At 61.8% G+C, this 21,163-nt stretch carries 22 protein-coding genes and 1 riboswitch; of the genes, 11 read left to right on the top strand and 11 right to left on the bottom strand.

The window, feature by feature from the left end; translation table 11 throughout:
* Positions 1-13 precede the first annotated feature (13 nt).
* The 6 genes from EFQ99_RS12525 to EFQ99_RS12500 all read left to right on the top strand — a co-directional run bounded on the left by EFQ99_RS12525 (position 14) and on the right by EFQ99_RS12500 (position 6,043).
* Positions 14-1,525: a helicase HerA domain-containing protein gene (locus tag EFQ99_RS12525; protein WP_126921343.1), complete on the top strand. Its 1,512-nt coding sequence runs from the start codon at positions 14-16 to the stop codon at positions 1,523-1,525.
* Between the two features lie 224 nt (positions 1,526-1,749).
* Entirely contained in the window at positions 1,750-2,367 is a 618-nt protein-coding gene (rpsD, locus tag EFQ99_RS12520) for a 30S ribosomal protein S4 (RefSeq protein WP_004676212.1), read from the top strand.
* A gap of 72 nt (positions 2,368-2,439) precedes the next feature.
* Positions 2,440-3,369, top strand: coding sequence for a glutaminase (locus EFQ99_RS12515; protein WP_126921342.1), 930 nt, complete (start codon positions 2,440-2,442; stop codon positions 3,367-3,369).
* A 60-nt stretch (positions 3,370-3,429) separates the two neighbouring features.
* A complete protein-coding gene (gene ttcA, locus EFQ99_RS12510) occupies positions 3,430-4,302 on the top strand; it encodes a tRNA 2-thiocytidine(32) synthetase TtcA (RefSeq protein WP_126921341.1) in 873 nt (290 codons plus the stop codon).
* 46 nt (positions 4,303-4,348) lie between these two features.
* Positions 4,349-5,176, top strand: a complete 828-nt coding sequence (locus EFQ99_RS12505; RefSeq protein WP_126921340.1) for an inositol monophosphatase family protein — start codon at positions 4,349-4,351, stop codon at positions 5,174-5,176.
* Between the two features lie 42 nt (positions 5,177-5,218).
* Positions 5,219-6,043, top strand: a complete 825-nt coding sequence (locus EFQ99_RS12500) for an inositol monophosphatase family protein (protein ID WP_126921339.1) — start codon at positions 5,219-5,221, stop codon at positions 6,041-6,043.
* Between the two features lie 84 nt (positions 6,044-6,127).
* Here EFQ99_RS12500 and EFQ99_RS12495 read toward each other — a convergent pair whose 3' ends face one another.
* The 6 genes from EFQ99_RS12495 to EFQ99_RS12470 all read right to left on the bottom strand — a co-directional run bounded on the left by EFQ99_RS12495 (position 6,128) and on the right by EFQ99_RS12470 (position 10,929).
* Entirely contained in the window at positions 6,128-6,601 is a 474-nt protein-coding gene (locus EFQ99_RS12495) for a GNAT family N-acetyltransferase (RefSeq protein ID WP_126921338.1), read from the bottom strand.
* A 35-nt stretch (positions 6,602-6,636) separates the two neighbouring features.
* Positions 6,637-7,917 carry a multidrug effflux MFS transporter gene (locus EFQ99_RS12490; RefSeq protein ID WP_126921337.1) on the bottom strand — a complete coding sequence of 427 codons (1,281 nt, stop codon included), beginning with the start codon at positions 7,915-7,917 and terminating at the stop codon, positions 6,637-6,639.
* Positions 7,918-7,952: 35 nt separating this feature from the next.
* Positions 7,953-9,158 (bottom strand): multidrug effflux MFS transporter, encoded by a 1,206-nt coding sequence (locus EFQ99_RS12485; RefSeq protein ID WP_126921473.1) that lies wholly within the window; start codon positions 9,156-9,158, stop codon positions 7,953-7,955.
* A gap of 137 nt (positions 9,159-9,295) precedes the next feature.
* Complete coding sequence (gene grxD, locus EFQ99_RS12480) at positions 9,296-9,631, bottom strand: Grx4 family monothiol glutaredoxin (protein ID WP_126921336.1); 336 nt, start codon at positions 9,629-9,631, stop codon at positions 9,296-9,298.
* A 144-nt stretch (positions 9,632-9,775) separates the two neighbouring features.
* Positions 9,776-10,597 carry a c-type cytochrome gene (locus EFQ99_RS12475; RefSeq protein WP_126921335.1) on the bottom strand — a complete coding sequence of 274 codons (822 nt, stop codon included), beginning with the start codon at positions 10,595-10,597 and terminating at the stop codon, positions 9,776-9,778.
* Positions 10,598-10,698: 101 nt separating this feature from the next.
* Positions 10,699-10,929, bottom strand: coding sequence for a hypothetical protein (locus EFQ99_RS12470; protein WP_126921334.1), 231 nt, complete (start codon positions 10,927-10,929; stop codon positions 10,699-10,701).
* A 168-nt stretch (positions 10,930-11,097) separates the two neighbouring features.
* On the opposite strand from EFQ99_RS12470, the gene EFQ99_RS12465 reads away from it, so the two are divergent.
* From EFQ99_RS12465 to EFQ99_RS12450, 4 genes are all read left to right on the top strand, one after another.
* Entirely contained in the window at positions 11,098-12,264 is a 1,167-nt protein-coding gene (locus tag EFQ99_RS12465; RefSeq protein WP_126921333.1) for a hypothetical protein, read from the top strand.
* A gap of 75 nt (positions 12,265-12,339) precedes the next feature.
* Positions 12,340-12,619: riboswitch (cobalamin riboswitch) on the top strand.
* Positions 12,620-12,800: 181 nt separating this feature from the next.
* The gene (locus EFQ99_RS12460; protein ID WP_126921332.1) at positions 12,801-13,817 is read left to right on the top strand and encodes an ABC transporter substrate-binding protein; all 1,017 of its coding nucleotides are present in this window, start codon (positions 12,801-12,803) and stop codon (positions 13,815-13,817) included.
* A 2-nt stretch (positions 13,818-13,819) separates the two neighbouring features.
* Positions 13,820-14,854, top strand: a complete 1,035-nt coding sequence (locus tag EFQ99_RS12455) for a FecCD family ABC transporter permease (protein WP_126921472.1) — start codon at positions 13,820-13,822, stop codon at positions 14,852-14,854.
* Entirely contained in the window at positions 14,851-15,615 is a 765-nt protein-coding gene (locus EFQ99_RS12450; RefSeq protein ID WP_126921331.1) for an ABC transporter ATP-binding protein, read from the top strand. The genes EFQ99_RS12455 and EFQ99_RS12450 overlap by 4 nt, the downstream gene beginning before the upstream one ends.
* Before the next feature lie 33 nt (positions 15,616-15,648).
* On the opposite strand, the gene EFQ99_RS12445 is transcribed toward EFQ99_RS12450, so the two are convergent.
* From EFQ99_RS12445 to EFQ99_RS12430, 4 genes are all read right to left on the bottom strand, one after another.
* The gene (locus EFQ99_RS12445; RefSeq protein ID WP_003540079.1) at positions 15,649-15,882 is read right to left on the bottom strand and encodes a BolA/IbaG family iron-sulfur metabolism protein; all 234 of its coding nucleotides are present in this window, start codon (positions 15,880-15,882) and stop codon (positions 15,649-15,651) included.
* Positions 15,883-15,901: 19 nt separating this feature from the next.
* Positions 15,902-18,133 (bottom strand): phosphoribosylformylglycinamidine synthase subunit PurL, encoded by a 2,232-nt coding sequence (gene purL / locus EFQ99_RS12440; protein ID WP_126921330.1) that lies wholly within the window; start codon positions 18,131-18,133, stop codon positions 15,902-15,904.
* A 120-nt stretch (positions 18,134-18,253) separates the two neighbouring features.
* Positions 18,254-18,835, bottom strand: coding sequence for an acyloxyacyl hydrolase (locus EFQ99_RS12435; protein ID WP_126921329.1), 582 nt, complete (start codon positions 18,833-18,835; stop codon positions 18,254-18,256).
* 122 nt (positions 18,836-18,957) lie between these two features.
* The gene (locus tag EFQ99_RS12430) at positions 18,958-20,376 is read right to left on the bottom strand and encodes an aminotransferase-like domain-containing protein (RefSeq protein WP_126921328.1); all 1,419 of its coding nucleotides are present in this window, start codon (positions 20,374-20,376) and stop codon (positions 18,958-18,960) included.
* An 81-nt stretch (positions 20,377-20,457) separates the two neighbouring features.
* Here EFQ99_RS12430 and EFQ99_RS12425 point away from each other — a divergent pair, with 81 nt between their 5' ends.
* A complete protein-coding gene (locus EFQ99_RS12425; protein WP_126921327.1) occupies positions 20,458-20,715 on the top strand; it encodes a DUF1127 domain-containing protein in 258 nt (85 codons plus the stop codon).
* A gap of 9 nt (positions 20,716-20,724) precedes the next feature.
* Here EFQ99_RS12425 and EFQ99_RS12420 read toward each other — a convergent pair whose 3' ends face one another.
* Entirely contained in the window at positions 20,725-21,123 is a 399-nt protein-coding gene (locus tag EFQ99_RS12420; protein ID WP_126921326.1) for a hypothetical protein, read from the bottom strand.
* Positions 21,124-21,163: the final 40 nt, after the last annotated feature.

The raw sequence follows: 21,163 nt of genomic DNA, 5'->3' as shown, positions 1-21,163 counted from the left end.
GCGAGGATCAGCATTGCAGGTTGGCATCGATATGGGATTGGCGTCCGGCAGCCCGGCGACGCTCGATATCGAGGAGCTGCTGGCGACCCGTCTTCTCGTGCAGGGCAATTCCGGATCGGGCAAGTCGCATCTTTTGCGCCGCCTGCTCGAGCAATCGGCGCAATGGGTGCAGCAGGTCATCATCGATCCCGAGGGTGATTTCGTCACCCTCAGCGACAGGTTCGGCCATGTCGTCGTCGACGGCGAACGCACCGAGGCGGAGCTGGCCGGTATTGCCAACCGCATTCGCCAGCATCGCGTTTCCTGTGTGCTGACGCTCGAAGGGCTCGATATCGAGCAGCAGATGCGGGCTGCCGCCGCCTTCCTCAACGGCATGTTCGATGCCGATCGCGAATATTGGTATCCGGTTCTCGTCGTGGTCGACGAGGCGCAGATGTTTGCGCCGTCGGTCGGCGGCGACGTCTCGGAAGATGCGCGCAAGATGTCGCTCGGCGCGATGACCAACCTGATGTGCCGCGGCCGTAAGCGCGGGCTTGCCGGGGTGATCGCGACGCAGCGGCTTGCCAAGCTCGCCAAGAACGTCGCGGCCGAGGCTTCGAACTTCCTGATGGGCCGTACCTTCCTCGATATCGACATGGCGCGCGCCGCTGACCTGCTGGGCATGGATCGCCGCCAGGCGGAAATGTTCCGCGACCTGAAGCGCGGCAATTTCGTCGCGCTCGGACCGGCCTTGTCGCGCCGGCCGCTGCCGATCCAGATCGGCGCGGTCGAGACTTCGGCGCGCTCCTCCAGCCCGAAGCTTATGCCGCTGCCGGATGCGCCACAGGATGTCGAGGACCTGATTTTCACGCCGGATCCGGAAGAATTCCAGCGCCCGTTGGTGCGTCGCGCGCCGCCGGCGCCGCGGCCGACGACCGACATTCTTGCCGAACTCTCGCGCTCGACGCCGGCGACCTCAGTAGCACCAGCCGAGGCGCGGGCGAGCCAGGTGGAAGTCTCCGCCGAGGAACGGGAGGAGCGCCTCGCCGGCGTGCTCGCCGAGATACTCGACGATCCCACCTCGGGCTTCCGCACCGATTCGGTGCTCTACCAGGATTTTCTCGTGCGATTGCGCATGCGCCGAGTGCCGGGACCGCCGATCGCGCTGCCGGATTTCCGCCGGCGCGTGGCGATCTCACGCTCGGGCGTGGATGCGGAAACGGCCGGAACGGAAGCCTGGACAACGGCGCTGTCTTTGTCATCTGGTGTCACCGACGATCTGCAGGGCGTCTTCCTGATGCTCGCCAGGGCGGCCGTCTGCGGTGAGGCGTGCCCGTCGGACGCTCGGATCGCCCGCGCCTACGGCACCCATTCCGCTCGCCGTGCGCGGCGCCTGCTTGGCTATTTCGAAGAGCAGGGGATCGTCGTCGTGCACACGGATTTTGCCGGCAAGCGCATTGTTGCTTTCCCCGACATGAATTGCCAGACGGCGCCGGGCGACGCTAATGCGCCCGATACGGGTGATCAGCCGCTGGCGGCGGAATAGTGGCGCTGTTGGGCTTTGGCGCTGTTGACATTTTCATGACGGACCTCTAAAGACCGCGCCAAGCGCCGGGCAGCAATGTCCGGTGTTTCATTTGACATGTCCCGTGGATCGTTCCTGTTCGCTAACCGGAACATCCTGTCAGATCTCGGCAGAGATCAGAGGAGGGCGTGTTTCCTTCGTGCGGTTTGGCAACAGACCGTCATAAACCTTTGAAAGGAAATGCGATGAGCAAGCGCGAATCGTCCAAGTACAAAATTGACCGCCGTATGGGCGAGAACATCTGGGGCCGTCCGAAGTCCCCAGTGAACCGCCGCGAATACGGCCCGGGCCAGCACGGCCAGCGCCGCAAGGGCAAGCTTTCGGATTTCGGTGTGCAGCTGCGCGCCAAGCAGAAACTCAAGGGTTACTACGGTGACCTGCGCGAAAAGCAGTTCCGCGCGATCTTCGCCGAAGCTGACCGCCGCAAGGGCGACACGTCTGAAAACCTGATCGGCCTGCTGGAATCGCGCCTCGACGCGATCGTCTATCGCGCCAAGTTCGTTCCGACAGTCTTTGCTGCCCGTCAGTTCGTCAACCATGGCCACGTCACCGTCAACGGTGTGCGCGTCAACATCGGTTCCTACCGTTGCAAGGCCGGCGACGTCATCGAAGTTCGCGAAAAGTCGAAGCAGCTGGTCACCGTTCTGGAAGCCGTCAGCCTCGCCGAGCGTGACGTTCCCGACTATATCGAAGTCGATCACAACAAGATGGTCGCCACCTTCGGCCGCGTTCCCACGCTCAGCGACGTTCCGTTCCCGGTCGTCATGGAACCGCATCTGGTCGTCGAATTCTATTCGCGATAAGAAGCACCAGGCGTTTTCGCATATGGAAAAGCCGCTCTTTCGGGCGGCTTTTTTGTTATCTGGAGAGAAGCGATGGCGGATTTGCAGGCGACCCTCGATAGCATCTACAGCGATATCCTGCCGCGTGTGGGCGAGGGCAAGGTCGCCGACTATATTCCCGAGCTCGCCAAGGTCGATCCGCGGCAGTTCGGCATGGCGATCGTCACTGTCGACGGCAAGATCTACCGCGTCGGCGATGCCGACATCGCCTTTTCGATCCAGAGCATATCGAAAGTCTTCATGCTGACGCTGGCGCTCGGCAAGGTCGGCGAGAGCTTGTGGAAGCGCGTCGGGCGCGAACCGTCCGGATCGGCTTTCAACTCGATCGTCCAGCTGGAGCATGAGAGCGGAATCCCGCGTAACCCCTTCATCAATGCCGGCGCGATCGCCGTCAGCGACGTCGTCATGGCCGGCCATGCGCCGCGCGAGGCGATCGGCGAGCTGCTGCGCTTCGTGCGTTATCTCGCCGATGACGAATCGATCACCATCGACGACAAGGTGGCGCGCTCGGAAACGCAGACGGGATACCGCAACGTCGCGCTTGCCAATTTCATGCGCGCCTACCGCAATCTCGACCATCCCGTCGACCATGTGCTCGGCGTCTACTTCCATCAATGCGCTCTGGCGATGAGCTGCGAGCAGTTGGCGCGTGCCGGACTGTTTCTGGCGGCGCGCGGCAGCAATCCGATGACCGGTCATTCCGTGGTCTCGCCGAAGCGGGCGCGGCGCATCAACGCGCTGATGCTGACCTGCGGCCATTACGACGGCTCCGGCGATTTCGCCTATCATGTCGGCCTGCCCGGCAAGAGCGGCGTCGGCGGCGGCATCTTTGCGGTGGCGCCCGGCATCGCCTCGATCGCGGTATGGTCGCCGGGCTTGAACAAGGTCGGTAATTCGCAGCTTGGCGCGGTGGCGCTGGAAATGCTTGCAGCGCGCACCGGCTGGTCGGTTTTCGGCGATTGAGACTGTGTTGGCGAAGGGCTTTCTGCTAAGGCAAGCATGAATCTTCGATAGGACGAAGCAATGAATATCGCAGCCGACATCGCCGATGATCTGGAAGCCGGCGAAACCGATGGCGGCATCGGCCATGCGCTGTTTTCTGATGCACCACGTTCGGTCTCCTTCAACAAGCTGCGCAAACGGCTCCTGCGGCAGGTGCGCCAGGCCTTCGACGATTTCGACATGCTGAAGGGGCAGAAGCGCTGGCTGGTCGGCCTTTCCGGCGGCAAGGATTCCTATGGACTGCTCGCGCTGCTGCTGGATCTGCAATGGCGCGGCCTGCTGCCGGTCGAGCTGATCGCCTGCAACCTCGACCAGGGGCAGCCGAACTTTCCGAAGCACGTACTGCCGGATTATCTGACGAAGATCGGCGTGCGGCACCGGATCGAATATCGGGATACCTATTCGATCGTGAAGGAAAAAGTGCCGGAGGGTGCGACCTATTGTTCGCTCTGTTCACGGCTGCGGCGCGGCAATCTCTACCGTGTCGCACGAGAAGAGGGCTGTGACGCGCTGGTGCTCGGCCACCACCGTGAGGACATTCTCGAAACCTTCTTCATGAACTTCTTCCACGGCGGACGGCTTGCCTCGATGCCGGCGAAGCTTCTGAACGACGAGGGCGATCTGATGGTGCTGAGGCCGCTCGCCTATGCCGCCGAGGATGACCTCGCGAAATTCGCCGCCGCCATGGAGTTTCCAATCATCCCCTGCGATCTCTGCGGCTCTCAGGACGGGCTGCAGCGCAATGCGATGAAGGACATGCTTGCCGATATCGAGCGGCGCATGCCCGGCCGCAAGGACACGATGCTGCGGGCGCTTTCGCATGTGAACCCGTCGCACCTGCTCGATCCCAAACTCTTCGACTTTTCCAGCCTTGGCGTCACCGATCCTTCATGAAGGGCCGGCTATGCGGGCTCCTCATTGCATGAAGGACAGATTTCGCATGACTATTTCCGATACGGATATTCTTTTCCTAGGCGAGTGCGTCAGGCAAGCGGCGCAAGCCGAGATCATGCCGCGCTTCCGCAATCTCGGCGCCACCGATGTCTCGGAAAAGACCTCGGCCACCGATCTGGTGACGCAAGCCGATCTGCTTGCCGAACACAGGATCACAGCCGCTCTGAAGGAGCGCTTTCCCGCAGCGCTCATCGTCGGAGAGGAGGCCTATGACGCTGACAAGTCTGTAGTGCCCGCACTTGCCGATGCCGAACTTGCCTTCGTCATCGATCCTGTCGACGGCACGTTCAATTTCGCCGCCGGGCTTCCTGTCTTTGGAACAATACTCGCGGTCACCGTCAGGGGCGAGACCGTCGCCGGCATCATTCACGATCCGGTTCTCGGTGACACGGTGACGGCGATCAAAGGGGCGGGGACCTTCCTAACACGGCAGGACGGACAGTCGAGCAAGCTGAAGGTGGCGGAGCCTGCGGCGCTGGACCAGATGGTCGGCGGCATGTCATGGGGCCATATGGACGAGCCGGACCGTTCACGCATCTGCGCCAACATGGCGAAGGCTCGGATGACCTTCGCTTTCAATTGCTCGGCCCACGAATACTGGATGGTCGCTTCCGGTAAGCTGCATTTCATCGGGCATTCGAAGCTGATGCCCTGGGATCATCTGGCCGGCGTGCTCGCGCATCAGGAGGCCGGCGGCCATACGGCGAAATTCGACGGAACGCCCTATCGACCCGGCGAAACCACGGGCGGCATCATCTCCGCGCCCGACAGGGAAAGCTGGCAGCTGATCCGCCGCGAGATCGTCGGCATCTGATTTGAGGCCTTTCTCGAAAGGCCGGACCCAAAAGGATTTGACATGACAGCGACTGTCGACGTGACCGTTCTTGCCGACCTGCTGCGCCGCGCGGCGAAGGCGGAGATCCTCCCGCGCTTCCGCCGGCTTGGCCAGGATGATGTGCGGGCAAAGAGCGAGGCAACGGACCTCGTCACCGAGGCCGACGAGCAGGCCGAGCGGATGATCAAGGCGGAAGCGGCAAAGCTCTGGCCGGAAGCCCTGTTCCTCGGCGAAGAATCGGTCGCTGCCGATCCGGCACTGCTTGGCGGGCTCGAACATGCCGATCTCGCCATCGTCGTCGATCCAGTCGACGGCACGTTCAATTTTGCTTCCGGCATTCCGGCTTTCGGCGTCATGGCGTCCGTCGTTTCCAAGGGCGAGACCGTCGCCGGCATCATCTACGATCCGATGGGTGACGACTGGGTGATGGCAGAAAAGGGCGGCGGTGCGTGGCTGCGGCGGCCGGATGGTGAGGCGCAGCGGCTGCACGCAGCCGAGCCGGTTGCGCTCGACCAGATGGTCGGCATGGCCTCCACCGGCTACCTGCCTCAGGAAAAGCGCGCAGAGATCCTCGGCAATCTCGCCAAGGTGCGCTTCCTGACCAACTACCGCTGCGCGGCCCATGAATACCGTACCTTCGCCGGCGGGCACGTGCATTACCTCATGTACAACAAGCTGATGCCCTGGGATCATCTTGCCGGCACTTTGATCTCGCAGGAAGCGGGCGCCTATGCCGCGCGCTTCGACGGCTCACCCTACCTGCCGCATCATCTCGACGGCGGGCTGCTGATTGCGCCCGACAAGGCGTCATGGGATGTGCTGCGGCGTGAGGTATTTACCGTCTGAAGACATGAAGGCTGGCCGCAAAGTTCGGATTTTGCGGCCGGTCCCTTCACGGGTAGGACACCGGCCTGTTCCCGCTACCGCGGATCAGCCGTAGAGCTTTTCCATGAGGAAATTTTCCAGGCTTTGCCCACGCTTCTCGACGATTTGCTTCGTTATCACGCGAAACCCTTTGCGCTCGAAAAACGGGCGGGCGGTTCGGCTGGCTTCCGCATAAATTCGCCTGAATCCCAGCTTCTGGGCTTCCTCCTCGACCCGGCTCAATAGGCGGCTTGCAATTCCGAGCCCCTGGAATTCAGGGTGCACGAACATCATGTCCAGGCACCCGTCGCTGGTCAGATCAGAAAAGCCGACGGGCTTTCCGTCAATTTCCGCGATCCAGGCAGGTCTGCTTATCCTGCGCTCCGCCCACAGGCCGCGATCCTCCACCTGCGCCCAAGCTTCTATCTGAGCCGGCAAATAGTCTTTCGAGGAAACCTGGCGAATGGCGCACAGGAAAATTTCGATCGTCGCGTCCGCGTCGCCCGGTCCATAAGGCCTGATCAGAATTCGCTCATTCATCTGGATGCCCCTTGAACCGGACCGACAGGCTTTGGTCAGAAATGCGCAGCACCCGGATCGAGCTGCGGGCTGTCGCCGGGATGGGTGAAGAGCTTGCCGTTCTCAGCCCAGAGGGTGGCTGCGATCGTTACCAGGCCGAAGAGCGCGAAGCCGCCGAAGAGGGGCTGCACCGTGCCGTTGAACATCTGGCCGACCAGGCCGCCGAGGATGGCGCCGAAGGTTGTCGAGACGAAACCGGTGATGGCGGTCGCCGTGCCGGCGAGATTGCCCATCGGCTCGAGGCTGATGGCGGTGAAATTGGTGGCGATCACGGCAAACATCATCAGCACGATCGAGAAGATGCCGTAGGCGACGGCGAAATCCGGCTTGGCCGCCAGCGAGAGGAAAAAGCCGGCAGCCGACAGCGCTGTGAAGATCAGCAAGGCTGCATGCGAGATGCGGCGCATGCCGAATTTACGCACGAAGAAGCCGTTGGCGAAGTTGGCGACGGCGATGCCGCCGGCGGTGGCGGCAAAGGCGATCGGCAGCCAGTCGCCAAGGCCGTAGACTTCGCCGAAGACCTGCTGCACCGAGATCACATAGGCGCTGATGACGCCGGTGAACATGGTGAGGCCGATCATGTAGCCGCAGGTGATGCGGTTGGTGAGAACGGTCCTGAAACCATCCACGACAGAGCTGACCGAAAGCGGCAGGCGCTCTTCCGGCGGCAACGATTCCTTCAGCCTGAGAAGAGCCCAGACGAACAGGATCGAGGCGACGATGCCGAGCAGGATGAAGATCCAGTGCCAGTTGCCATAAATGATGATCAGCTGGCCGACGGACGGAGCGACGATCGGCACGATCATGAAAACGATCATAACATAGGACATGACGCGGGCCATTTCGCGGCCGCCGAAACAGTCGCGGACGATGGCCATCGTGGTGATGCGCACGGCCGCGCCGCCCACGCCCTGAACGAAGCGCATGATCAGCAGCATTTCGAAGCTGCCGGTTGCCGCGGCGGCAAACATGCCGAGGACATAGCAGGCGAGGCCGCCGAGCAAGATGTTGCGGCGGCCGAACGTATCCGAAAGGCTGCCGAAAAATATCTGCGAGAATCCGAAGCCCAGGAAGAAGACGCCGATGATAAGCTGCGCGTCGTTGGTGTTGGTGACGCCGAGGGAGTGGCCGATATTGGGCAGTGCCGGCAGCATGCTGTCGATCGCCATGGCGATGCTGGCGGTCATGATGGCGATGGTCACGACGAATTCGCCGAAACCCATGCCGATGCGGCGGGAGCCCTGATTTTCCTGGTGCTGTTTATGCGGCGGCGTCATGTGGTGAAATCCCGTATGCGAAAGTGGCCGGTCGTTCAGACGGCCGGATTATGCTGTTGGAAGAGCCGGCCCTTCTCGGCGATCAGAACGAAGATCAGCCCGACGATCGAGACGGTGAAGTAACCGGCGACCATCGGCAGCGCGGTGCCGTCGAAGGCCTGGCCGATGCCGGCGCCGATGATGGCGCCGCCGACCGTGCTCATGAAGCCGAGGACGGAAGAGGCGGTGCCGGCAACGTGGCCGAGCGGCTCCATGGCAAGCGAGTTGAAGTTCGAGCCGATCCAGCCGAACTGGAACATGGCAAGGCCGAAGAATGAGATGAAAAGGGCGAAGGGCATCGGCTCCGTGCTCATCATCTGCACGATCAGCCAGATGGTGTTGATGGTGATGAAGCCGAGGAGCGAACCGTGCGACAGGCGGCGCATGCCGAGCTTGCCGACGAAGCGCGAATTGAAGAAGGACGACAGCGACATGAAGATCGCGACGCCGGCGAAGGCGAAGGGGAAATAGACCCCGAGGCCATAGATGCCGACATAGACCTGCTGCGCGGAGTTGATGAAGCCGAACAGCGCACCGAAGATGAAGGTGCTGGCAATGGTGTAGCAGAGCGCGATGCGATTGGTCAGAACCAGCTTGAAGGCGCCAAAGATCGAGCGAGCGGTGAAGGGCCTGACATTGGCGGGATGCAGGGTTTCCGGCAGTCGCAGGTAGGCCCAGACGGCGATACCGGTCGCCATGGTGGCGATGAAGAGGAAGATCAGGTGCCAGTTGCCGAAGAACATGACGACCTGGCCGGTGCCGGGGGCAATCACCGGGACGATCATGAAGACCATCATGATGAGCGACATGACTTCGGCCATCTGCCGGCCGCCATAAATATCGCGGACGATAGAAATGGTGATGACGCGGGTGGCGGCCGAACCGATGCCCTGGATGAAGCGCAGGACCAGCAAGCCGGCGAAGGACGGAACGAAAACGATTCCGATGGCGGAAACGATATAGATGACAATGCCGATCAACAACGGCGTGCGGCGGCCGAAGCGATCGGAAAGCGGTCCGTAGAAAAGCTGGGCGCAGCCGAAGCCGAGCAGGTAGGAGGAAACGACGAACTGGCGGTGATTCTCGCTTTCGACGCCGAGGCTGGCGCCGATCTGCTGCAGGGCCGGGAGCATGATGTCGATCGCGAGCGAATTGATGGCCATCAGGAAGGCGGCAAGCGCGATGAATTCACGCTTGCCCATGGGCAGGCGGCCCGCGGACACGGCTTGTGATGAATCTGTCACAATGAAATTCCCATAAACAGGCCAAGGCGCTGCTTACCGCAGCGCCTCGGACTCGAGAAACAGATTTGGAAACCGGGCGGTCGCCCGGTGACCGATCAGGCGGCGCCGCGCACGGTGATGCCGTTTTCCTGGAGATGCTGCTGGAGTTCACCGGCCTGGAACATTTCCCGGACGATGTCGCAACCGCCGACGAATTCGCCTTTGATGTAAAGCTGCGGGATCGTCGGCCAGTTGGAATAATCCTTGATGCCCTGGCGGATTTCCGAATCGGCGAGCACGTTGATGCCCTTGTAGTCGACACCGATGTAATCGAGAATCTGCACGACCTGCCCGGAGAAACCGCACTGCGGAAACTGCGGCGTGCCCTTCATGAAGAGGACGACGTCGTTGCTCTTGATTTCGTTGTCGATGAATTCGTTAATGCCGCTCATGGGACCTGATCCTTTCAACAGGCGGGTTCAAGGCCCGCCGTTTCAATCGTTGCCTTTAGATAGCATGCGACAGCAGGAATTCCAGCCGCCCGAACCAAAAAAAGACCAATCCGGTCCGCCGCCGCCGGGATTGTTGCCATCGCGTTACGGTTGCCGGGCGAGATAGGCTTGAATCTGGTCTATCTCGATATCGGTGAAGTGGTTGAAATCCCATTGCGAAACCTGCGTCATAACCCCGAGATCGCGCCCGCCGACACCCTTGCCGGTGCGCAGCAGCGCCTTGAAATCGGCAGGCGAATAGGATTGCGCCAGTGGCCGCAGCGCCGGCGCCACGAAGACTTCCGACCGCTTCTCGGTGTCGAGATTGTGACAGTGGCTGCAATCGGTCCGGAAGGCATAATCGCCGATATCGGCGGGACGCGCAGCGGCGGGTGTGATGGAGGCGGGGACGAGATCGGCTTCAAAGGGGACCTTGCCGAGCGCGAGGCCGATCCGACCGAGCGGCCCCCATTGCGTCGTTCCATCCACCGCGTCGGGGAGCTGTTTGAGACTGCGTAGCCAGGCGACAACCGCCGCCATATCATCATCGGTAATATTCGCGAAGTTGCTTGCCGGCATGATGAAGACGCCGGTGCCATCCTTCTTGATGCCATGGCGGATGAGGCGCACGAGCTCTGCGTCGCTGTACATGGGCACGAAGCGGGTCAAGTTTGGCGCGACGATACGACCGACGCCCGGCTCGTCGACCAGCACGTTGCCGGCATCGCGATGGCAGCCGCCGCACATCAACGTGCGGCCACGCCGTTCTGCTTCCTCGGGAGACAGCGTCGTCTTGACCGTGAAGTCAGTCGCCGCAACGTCGTACTTCCTGGCAAGGCGCCTCTCCGATAAGGCGTAGACGCCGGCCACGGCAATGAGACAGATCGCGATGATAGCCGCGAGAGTGATCTTCAGAATGCGTTTCACGGTTCAGGCCCCTGGTGACGTTGCGGAGGCGCATAGGCGGGATGCCGGCTCTTTCGTTGGCCGACGATCCGCAACGCGCTCTATTTTGATTTCATGATGCCTCAACTGCGGCGCTGACGGCTGCGGCCGGCGGCGGTGCGGCGCTTGCTGACCTGTTTGCGGGCAGGTTTGCGCTTGGCGGAGGTCGTCTTGCTTGAGGCCGTTGTCGTTGCCGTGGGGCGCGTCTTGCGCCTGCCACGCTTCGTCGTGACGCGACCGGTGGTTTTCTTCAGGATTTCCTTCAGCACGCTGTCGACGACGCCTGATATCAATTCTTTGACGAGATCGGCCACAAAACCCCTCCGTTCGTGGTGGAAACGACATGGCTGCTATTGAAATCCGGAAGAGTTCGGTTAGCAAGACGGCTTCGAGACTATGGTTGTTTTTTCGGCGTTATCAGCTGCGAAACAGCAGGATCGCAGCAGCAACATGGCGGCCATTGAACCGGCCGGAAGAGTGGAATGAAACTGATCGAGAAGCGGGTCGTCCTGCATTTCACGGGCTTCGAGCCGCTCGACGGCGTGGCCCACCGGGCGCGCTACGAGCGTTCGGCCAGACAGAGTGCTGCCGTCTGGGGCTATTCGGTCGAGACCGGCACTCCGGAGGCGGGAAGCGATCCCCTCAGTTTCGAGGTCACGACGGGCCAGGGAGCCGGAACGGATTCAGCCGGCTGGCGGACGAAGAGCCGGATCCACATGGTCGATCATGACGTGTTCGTACGCAGGCTGCGCAGCGGTAACACGCTGAGCCAGATCATTGCCGGTTTCCGCAGCTTCACACAGATCGTGCTCGAAGGCGGGATGCTGGGATATTTCCGCCATGCGTGGCGTTTCGGCCTGTTCTTCCTTTTTCCGTTCCTGTTGACGGCGCTGGCGATATTGCTGGCGGCGCAAATCGCTCTCTTGCCTTATAGTCTCGGCTTTTCGCCGTGGCACGTGCTCTGGAGCGGGCCGCTGGGGCTCTGTTTCTTCATCTTCGCCTTCCTGCCGTTTTCCGAACGTTTCCATACGCTGCATCTCTTTGCCGACTGGGAAATGGCGGTGGCGCTCGGCCGGATGGACCGCGCGGATTTCAACGAATGGCTGGAAGACAGGGCCGATACCGTGCGCAAGGCGCTTGACGAAGCGGCGGACGAATACGTGATCTCCTCGCACAGCATGGGATCGAATGTGGCCGCCCATGTCATCGGCATATTGCTCGAAAGGGAGCCGGATCTCTTCAAGGGCAAGCGCGTGGTGTTCGCCACGCTCGGCAGCGCCATCCTGCAATGCGCGCTGCTGTCGTCGGCAACGCAGCTTCGGGCCCGCGTCGGACTGATCGCCCGGTGTCCGGATATTTCCTGGCTCGACGTGCAGTGCCTGACGGATTCGATCAATTTCTACAAGGTGCCGGTCGTTGCCGTCTGCGGCCATGAGGATGCGCCTCCGGCAAAGATGATCCAGATCCGGGTCAGGCAGATGCTGACCAGCGAACACTATCGCAAGATCCGTAAGGACCAGCTTCGTGTGCACCGCCAATACGTGCTTGGGCCCGATCTGCAGGCGCCCTTCGATTTCACGCTGATGACATCGGGACCGATGACGGCGTCGGTTTTTTCCAGCCCGGACGAAAAGAGAATACCTAGCTGAGTGCAGCCTTTTCGATGAAGGCATTCCACGCAGAACCCGATACGTCAGCTTGTTCTTGACGCGATGCGGCGAGCTGGCGTAACTGGGCGCGACGGTTCCCCGAGGATGACTCCAAGGGGATTAATAGGGAACACGGTGAGGACGACCCAATAGGGATCAAGACCGTGGCTGCCCCCGCAACTGTAAGCGGCTTGTCGATCATTCCTAGGGATGATTGGCCTGCCGATCATCCCGAATTGAGCCTGCGGCTCATCTCTTGGGGCTTCTGGCCATGCCACTGCGAAGGTTTTCGCGGGAAGGCAGATGATCGGCGATATCCGCAAGCCAGGAGACCTGCCGTCAATCACGATCCAATCAACCGGGCGGGGATGCCTGGAAAGGAACAGACATGATTGACCTGAGCCTTCGCCGAACTCCGGCACATAGCCGTCTCGATTGGGTTTTTCACCGCTAGCGTCAGTTCGACCGTGCCTTCTTCCGCGCAGCCGCGCGCGACACGGCGAGGCTAGACTTTTTCCTCCTTATCGAGATTTTCCATGCGCCAGTTTCTCATGAGCATGACGTTTGCCTTCGGGCTGACCGGCCTTGCAGCGCCGAGCCTTGCTGCCACCCAATATCCATTGACCATCACCAATTGCGGCCAGCAGGTGACCTTCGAAAAGGCCCCGGCAAAGATCGTTTCGATCGGCCAGGGCATGAGCGAAGTGCTGCTTTCCCTCGGACTGGCGGACAAGATCACCGGCACCGCGGTCTGGGTCGGGCCGGTTCTACCGCAATATGCCGAGGCAAACAGCAGGATCAAACGCCTTGCCGACAACGACCCGAGCTTCGAATCCGTCGTCGGCGCGGAGCCCGATCTGGTGGCGGCCGAATTCGAGTGGCATGTCGGCGCGCAGGGGTCTGTCGGCAAGCGCGAACAATTCTCCGGGCTCGGGATCAACACCTATGTCGCGCCCGCCGACTGCGTCGCCAAGATCAATACCGATGGCGGCGACGGCGTGCGCAAAGAGCTGTTCACGATGGACCTGATCTATCAGGAAATCGCCGAACTCTCCGAAATCTTCGATATCAAGGACCGCGGCGACGCCCTGATCGCCGATCTCAAGAAGCGCGAGGCCGATGCCGTCGCCTCGATATCGGGCGCATCGGCAAAGAACCTGCCCGTCGTCTTCTGGTTCTCCAGCAAGGAGATGAACGGCGATGCCTTCATCGCCGGGAAGAACAGCGCGCCTGCCTATATTCTGAAGACTCTGGGTGCTGCGAATGTTGTGACGACGGAAGAGGAATGGCCGCTGGTCGGCTGGGAGACGATTGTTCAGGCCAATCCTGCGGTCATCGTCATCGCGACCATGGATCGCCGGCGCTATGCGGCTGATGATCCGAAGGTGAAGCTCGACTTTCTGGAGAACGACCCGGTTACCCGCGAGCTCGATGCCGTCAAGAACAAGCGTTTCGTGATGATGGACGCGCAATCGATGAACCCGACGATCCGTACGATCGACGGCATCGAGATACTGGCAAAGGGCATCAAGTCGTCGGGTCTCTCCCAGTGAACATGACGCTTCTGAAACGGGATGGATGGTGGGCGCTTGTCGCGCTCACCATTGTCGCCTTCGTCCTCCTGGGACTGATGATCAGCCTGGCCGTCTCGATCGGCGAAATATCGATCCCGCTTCAGACGACTGCCAAGGCCGTCTCGAACCGGCTTTTCGGTACCGGTTTCGAACTCAGCCGCATTCATCAGGGCATCGTCTGGGACTATCGCCTCAGCCGCGCGCTGGTGGCGGCGAGCGCCGGCGCGTCGCTGGCGCTCTGTGGCACCATCCTGCAGGCCCTGCTGCGCAATCCGCTGGCCGAGCCTTACGTTCTCGGCATTTCGGCAGGCGCCTCAACGGGTGCGGTCTGCGTGATGATCCTCGGTTTCGGTTATGGCGTGCTCAGCCTTTCGAGCGGCGCATTCATCGGCGCGGTCGTGGCATTTCTGCTGGTCGGCGTACTTGCAGCCGGCGCCGGCGGGACCGGCGAGCGCATCATTCTGTGCGGAATTGCCGGATCGCAGCTCTTCAACGCGCTGACCTCCTATATCGTCACGACATCGGCCAACGCGGAACAGGCGCGCGGTGTCATGTTTTGGCTGCTCGGTTCTCTCAGCGGCGTTCGCTGGCCGGATGTCTATCTCGTAGTGCCGGTTACCCTGATCGGCTTCCTCGTCTGCCTTGCCCATGTGCGAGCCCTCGACGCTTTCGCCTTCGGTACCGATGCTGCTGCATCGCTCGGCATTGCAGTGCGGCGCGTCCAGATCGTGCTGCTCGGCGCGACCGCCGTGATGACGGCAGCTGTCGTCAGCATGGTCGGCTCGATCGGCTTTGTCGGTCTTGTCATTCCGCATGCCGCACGTTTCCTGGTCGGGCCTGCCCATAGCCGGCTGCTGCCGACTACAGCGCTCGGCGGCGCTCTCTTCATGGTCGCTGCCGACATCGTCTCGCGGATCATCGTCCCGCAACAGATTCTGCCGATCGGCGTCGTCACCGCACTGTGCGGCGCTCCGGCCTTCGCGGTCATTCTCTATAGCGCCAGGAGAACCGCATGAGCATTACAGTCGACGAGATCAGTTTCGTCGCCGGCGATACGCTTATCGTCAATGGCATCAGCCTCGCGGTCGAGAAAGGCAAGGTGCTGGGCCTACTGGGGCCGAACGGCTCGGGAAAATCGAGCCTGTTGCGGCTGATCTGCCGGCTGCGAAAAGCCCGCAGCGGCGTTATCCGGCTCGGTGAGGACGATATTTCGGCAATATCGAGAGCCGAGCTTGCCCGTCGTGTCGCCTTCGTCGAGCAGCAATCGACGACCGAGACGCAACTGACCGTCAGGGATGTCGTGCGTCTCGGCAGGACGCCGCATCGCGGATTGCTGAATTCCTGGGCTGCGGACGACGATCTCCGCGTCGACGAGGCGCTTTCCCGCGTCGACATGAGAGATCGGGCCATGCAGCTCTGGCAGACGCTCTCAGGCGGCGAGCGGCAGCGCGTCCACATTGCACGAGCGCTTGCGCAATCGCCGAGCGAACTCCTGCTCGACGAGCCGACCAATCACCTCGATATCCAGCACCAGCTGGATATTCTTTCCCTTGTCTCGAAGCTCGGCATTACCTGCATCATCGCCCTGCACGACCTCAATCTAGCGGCGATGTTCTGCGATAGCCTGGCCGTGCTCGATAAGGGAAAGCTCGTTGCCGCGGGAGCGGCCGATACCGTGCTCACCGAGGGACTAATCGGCCGCGTCTTTGGTGTCCGGGCGCATGTCGAAAGATCTTCGATCCATGGCCGCGTCCATATCCAATACAGGATGAGCTAAACCAGAATCGCTCCGTTCGGAGCTTTTCGGACCCTATTCCGGGGCCGAAGTCTGCAGGGCCAGGGCGTGCAACACGCCGCCCATATTGCCCTTCAGCGCCTCGTAGACCATCTGGTGCTGCTGCACGCGGCTCTTGCCGCGGAAGGCTTCGGCGACGACTTCGGCGGCGTAGTGATCGCCGTCGCCCGCCAGATCGCGGATCGTCACCTTGGCTCCGGGAATCCCAGCCTTGATCATGTCTTCGATATCGCCGGGTTTCATGGCCATGATCGTTACTCCTTGCGCATTATTCCGCAGCCAATTCGCCGCGGCCTTCCATGAAATCAGGGAACCACGATTCATGGGCATCGTGCAATTGCTGAATCGGCAGCGAGATCAGATCGCCGACGACGAGCGCCGTTCCCCCGACGGTGCCCAGACGGCGGAAGGGAACGCCGGCGCCTTCCGCATTGGCGCAGAGGAAATCGGCAACATCGGCGGGGACCGTCAGCACGTAACGAGCCTGGTCCTCACCAAAGAGCAGCGCATGCGGCGCGCCTCTGCTTTCACCTAGATCGATCGTCAGGCCCTTGTCCGAAGCCATGGCCATTTCGGCAAGGGCAACGGCAAGGCCGCCCGAAGAAATGTCGTGGCAGGCTGTCGCCTGGCCGTTGCGAATGACCGAGCGGACGAAATCGCCGTTGCGGCGCTCGGCGAAGAGATCGACCTCCGGCGCCGGACCTTCACGGCTGGCAAGCACGTCTCTGAGATAGACGGACTGGCCGAGATGGCTGCCGTCGACGCCGATCATGATCACCTTGTCGCCGTCATTGGCGCTGCCGATGCGCACCATCTTGCGCCAGTCCGGCAGCAGGCCGACGCCCGCGATCGTCGGCGTCGGCAGGATAGCGACGCCGTTGGTCTCGTTGTAGAGCGAAACGTTGCCTGACACGATCGGGAAGTCGAGCGCGCGGCAGGCTTCGCCGATGCCCTTCACCGCCTGAACGAACTGGCCCATGATCTCAGGCTTTTCGGGATTACCGAAATTGAGATTGTCGGTGGCGGCGAGCGGTTCGGCGCCTGTCGCGGTGATGTTGCGCCAGCATTCGGCAACCGCCTGCTTGCCACCTTCGAAGGGGTCTGCCTCGACATAACGCGGGGTCACGTCGGAGGAGAAGGCAAGAGCTTTGCTCTGATGGCCGTCGACGCGCACGACGCCGGCATCGCCGCCCGGAAGCTGCAGCGAATTGCCCTGGATCAGCGTATCGTACTGCTCATAGACCCAGCGGCGACTCGACTGGTTGGCGGAGCCGACGAGTTGCAGCAGCGCCTGGCCGTAATCCTGAGGCGCGGTGACGAGGTTGGCGGGCAGGGGAGCCTGCTTGCCCGATTCGCGCCAGGGGCGGTCGTATTCCGGCGCCTGATCGCCGAGATCCTTGATCGGCAGATTGGCGACTTCCTCGCCCTGATGCACGACGCGGAAACGCAGGTCGTCGGTCGTCTTGCCGACGATGGCGAAATCGAGGCCCCACTTGACGAAGATCGCCTTGGCTTCCTCTTCCTTCTCCGGCTGCAGCACCATGAGCATGCGCTCCTGGCTTTCCGACAGCATCATTTCGTAGGCAGTCATCCGCTCTTCGCGCACCGGCACCTTGTCGAGTTCGAGCAGGATGCCGAGATCGCCCTTGGCGCCCATTTCGACAGCCGAGCAGGTGAGGCCGGCCGCACCCATGTCCTGGATGGCGATGACGGCGCCGGTCTTCATCAGTTCGAGGCAGGCTTCGAGCAGGCACTTTTCGGTGAAGGGGTCGCCGACCTGAACCGTCGGGCGCTTCTCCTCGATCGATTCGTCGAATTCGGCCGAGGCCATCGTCGCGCCGCCGACACCATCACGGCCGGTCTTGGCGCCGAGATAAACCACCGGCAGGCCGACGCCCTTGGCCTCGGAGAGGAAGATGGCATTGGATTTTGCGATACCGGCGGCAAAGGCGTTGACCAGGATGTTGCCGTTGTAGCGGGCGTCGAACTCGACTTCACCGCCGACGGTCGGCACGCCGAAGGAATTGCCGTAGCCGCCGACGCCGGAAACGACGCCGGAGACCAGGTGGCGGGTCTTCGGGTGATCGGGTTCGCCGAAGCGCAGTGCGTTCATCGCGGCGATCGGGCGCGCGCCCATGGTGAAAACGTCGCGCAGAATGCCGCCGACGCCGGTCGCAGCCCCCTGGTACGGCTCGATATAGGAGGGATGGTTGTGGCTTTCCATCTTGAAGACGACGCAATCGCCGTCATCGATATCGACCACGCCGGCATTCTCGCCCGGACCCTGGATGACGCGCGCGCCCTTGGTCGGCAGCGTGCGGAGCCATTTCTTCGAGGATTTGTAGGAGCAGTGCTCGTTCCACATGGCCGAGAAGATGCCGAGCTCGGTGAAAGTCGGTTCGCGGCCGATCAGGTCCAGAATGCGCTGATACTCGTCCGGCTTCAGGCCATGGCTTGCAATGAGTTCCGGCGTGATCGCAATGGTGTTTGGAATGGTCATGAGCGGAAAGTCCCTGGCGCGTTTTGCGCTGTCTTTAGCTTATGTAGCGGCGACGCGCGACAGGAAAATGCCCGCCGTCAACAGAGGGCGGGCAGACTTTCCGCACAAAGCGGCAACCGCTTAGAACTTGTAGCCGATCTGCAGGCCGGCGCGCGTCATTCCATCGTTCGGTCCGTCGCAGAGATTGGCATGCGAGGAGTGGCCGATCTGGGCGATTACGTTCCAATTGCGGGTGAAACGGTAGCCGGCGCCGACATATTCGTGAAACAGGACGCGGCAGCCGAGTTCCGGACCGTCATCATCGCCCTCGAGATCGCCGGTATGGATGACGCCGCCGAAGCCTGCTTCGGCAAAGAGCTTCTCGTTGATATCCACCGTCCAGGTGAAGCCGGTGAAGAACTGGGTGGCTTCGCCAGCAGTGCCGATCGAGGTGCCGAGATGGACACGGGGGTGCAGCAATTGCTGCTGCCAGCCGGCGGCCTGATCGTAGCCGAAGGGATCGAAGAGGGCGGTAATTTCCGGAAAGACACCGTTTTCACGGGAATGGCCCGATTGTACCGAGGCCGAGGCGCCGAAGCGCAATTCATCGAATATCTGTGCACCTGCACTTGCGGAGCCGGTCATGGCCAAAAAGCCGGTCACCGCTGCCGCTGACGCAATACCGAAGAAGCGCAGAACGACCCTGTTGAAGTCGATCTTCATCTGCTGTCCTTTGATTCCCTCACCCGGGGAATGGGAGAGAGGTATCATGGAGAGCCGATCGAAAAAGCATAGCCGTTCAGCGCCGGCATCTTTTCCGAACTATGCGGTGTATCTGCAACAGATCATATTTCGCCATCGTAGGCGGAGCCGCCATTTTCCAGGAGCCGGCGCAGGATCATCAGGCCGGCGATCAGCTCTTGCCCGGTCTTCGGCGAGGAGAAGCCGACGCGAACACGATAATAGGTTTTCTCGCCGCGTGCCGTCTTGAACTCGTCCTCGTCATCGACGAGCACGCCGTCACGGTAGGCGGCGTTCTTGAAGGTGCCCGACATCCAGGGCTCCGGAAGTTTCAGCCAGAGGAACGGCGCATGCTGGTGTGATTCGAAATCGAAGCCCGCCAGTTGTTCGCGGGCGAGCCGGACGCGCCGGGAGAGTTCCTTGACGCTTTCCTTGCGGATTTCGTGGGCCCTGCCGCTTTCGACGAGCCGTGCGCAGGTTTCCGCCAGGATGAAGGGAAGACCGCCGGTGACCATCCTGTGGGTCACCTTGATGCGCTGAGCAAAATGCGGCGGGCAGGCGACCCAGCCGCCGCGCACGCCGGCGGCGACAGATTTCGAAAGGCCGTTGACGAGGAAGGTGCGATCAGGCGCGATGGAGGCGAGCAGCGGCGTGTCATCGTCGGCCATGCCGCCGTAAAGATCGTCCTCGATCAGCCAGACGCCATGTTTCCTGGCGATTGCAGCGATTGCGGCGCGCCGCTCATAGGGCATGATCGTCAGCGTCGGATTGTGGACGGTCGGCATCAGGAAGGCGAGCTTCGGATGCTGCTGCTGGCAGAGCCGCTCGAAATCATCGGGGATCATACCGAATTCGTCGGAATCGACCGTCAATGTGCGACGGCCGAGAAGACGGGCGCTGCGGCTGATCTGCGTGTAGCTGAGATTCTCGAAGACGATCTTGTCGCCCGGCGCCGAAACGGCGGCGATGACGGCGGTTGCCGCGGCATGTGCACCGAGCGTCGGGACGATGTTTTCAGCCTCCGGCGTCCAGCCGCTGCGGGCGAGCCAAAGACGGCCGGCTTCGAACCAGTTGCGCGGGAAGCTCCTGGAATAGGAGGAGATCTCGGCGAGATGTTGCTCGCCGATCTCGGCAAGGATGCCCGCTATGATCTGGCCCTGACCGAGGTCAGGGGCGGCAGTCGTATCGAAACGGATCTTGTTGGCCGGCGCATCCTGAAAACGGGTCCCGCCAAGCGAGATGGCCAATGGATCCATCTGCTCGCCGGGCGGCGTCTCGGAACGGTTCAGCACGTAGGTGCCGCGACCGACTTCACCTGCCACCAGGCCGCGCTCGTGCACCAGCGCATAGGCGCGGCCGATCGTGCCGATCGTCACGCCGATATCGTAGGCCAGGTTGCGTTGCGGCGGCAATTTGCTGCCGGCGGGCAGGGCGCCGCTCGCAATGGCGGTTTCAATGCTGTCGGCGAGCCGGAGATAGACCGGCCCGGAGCCGCGGGAAAGATCAGGTAGCCAATTTGTCATGGTGACAATTGCTTATATTGTCACATTGTACCTGTCAAGATTATGAGTCAATTCCAACGGATCGCCGAAAGGATTCCTGGAATGTCTGCTTTGCCCGAAATCAAAATGCCGATTGTATCAATTGCCTCCTACGAGGACAGAAGAATGGTTGCCGTACCGGCCGCACCCGCCGAGACGACGACGCGCCTCGGCCGACTCTGGGTGGCCGTTCTTCTCTGGCATCAGAAGCGGGAAGGCCGGCGTGCGCTGAGAAACCTGACGGCGAGCGAGCTCAAGGATATCGGCGTATCGCAATCCGAAGCGGCGCGCGAAATCGGCAAGTCGTTTTTCTGGGATTGATCGCAGCGATCAGTTGCAGGCCTTGCCGCCCGCCGACCAACGATTGACGTCAGCGGTGACACGACCGGCGACCGGCTCCTGCATCATCGGGCCGAAGGCCTGAAGATGCGCCGGGCTGCCCTCGGCCTGGACGACGAGCAGCGGCCGGCTTTCCGGGCTGCCCTTGTGGACAAGCAGGATGCGCGGCCGGCCGGAGAAGGAATTGAGTTCCGGCGCGAGCTTATAGGCAGCAAAGGCCGGGTCGCCTGACTTGAACCAGCAGGCATTGGCGCCGAGCGCCACGCGTTCCATCGTCGGCAGCGCACCGCGGCTCGGTCCAGCTGTCGGCGCCGGCGACTGGCAGGCTGCCAGCATGGCTGCGAGAACAGTCGATACGGCGGCGTTGGCGACGGAGAGGCGAGGGCGCATTGGTCTTGCTCCAGGGATGAAGGGCGTGCATGTCGTTCCC

The organism is Rhizobium vallis (assembly GCF_003985155.1).
Lineage (GTDB): Bacteria > Pseudomonadota > Alphaproteobacteria > Rhizobiales > Rhizobiaceae > Rhizobium > Rhizobium vallis.
This window is presented reverse-complemented; position numbering and strand designations above follow the sequence as displayed.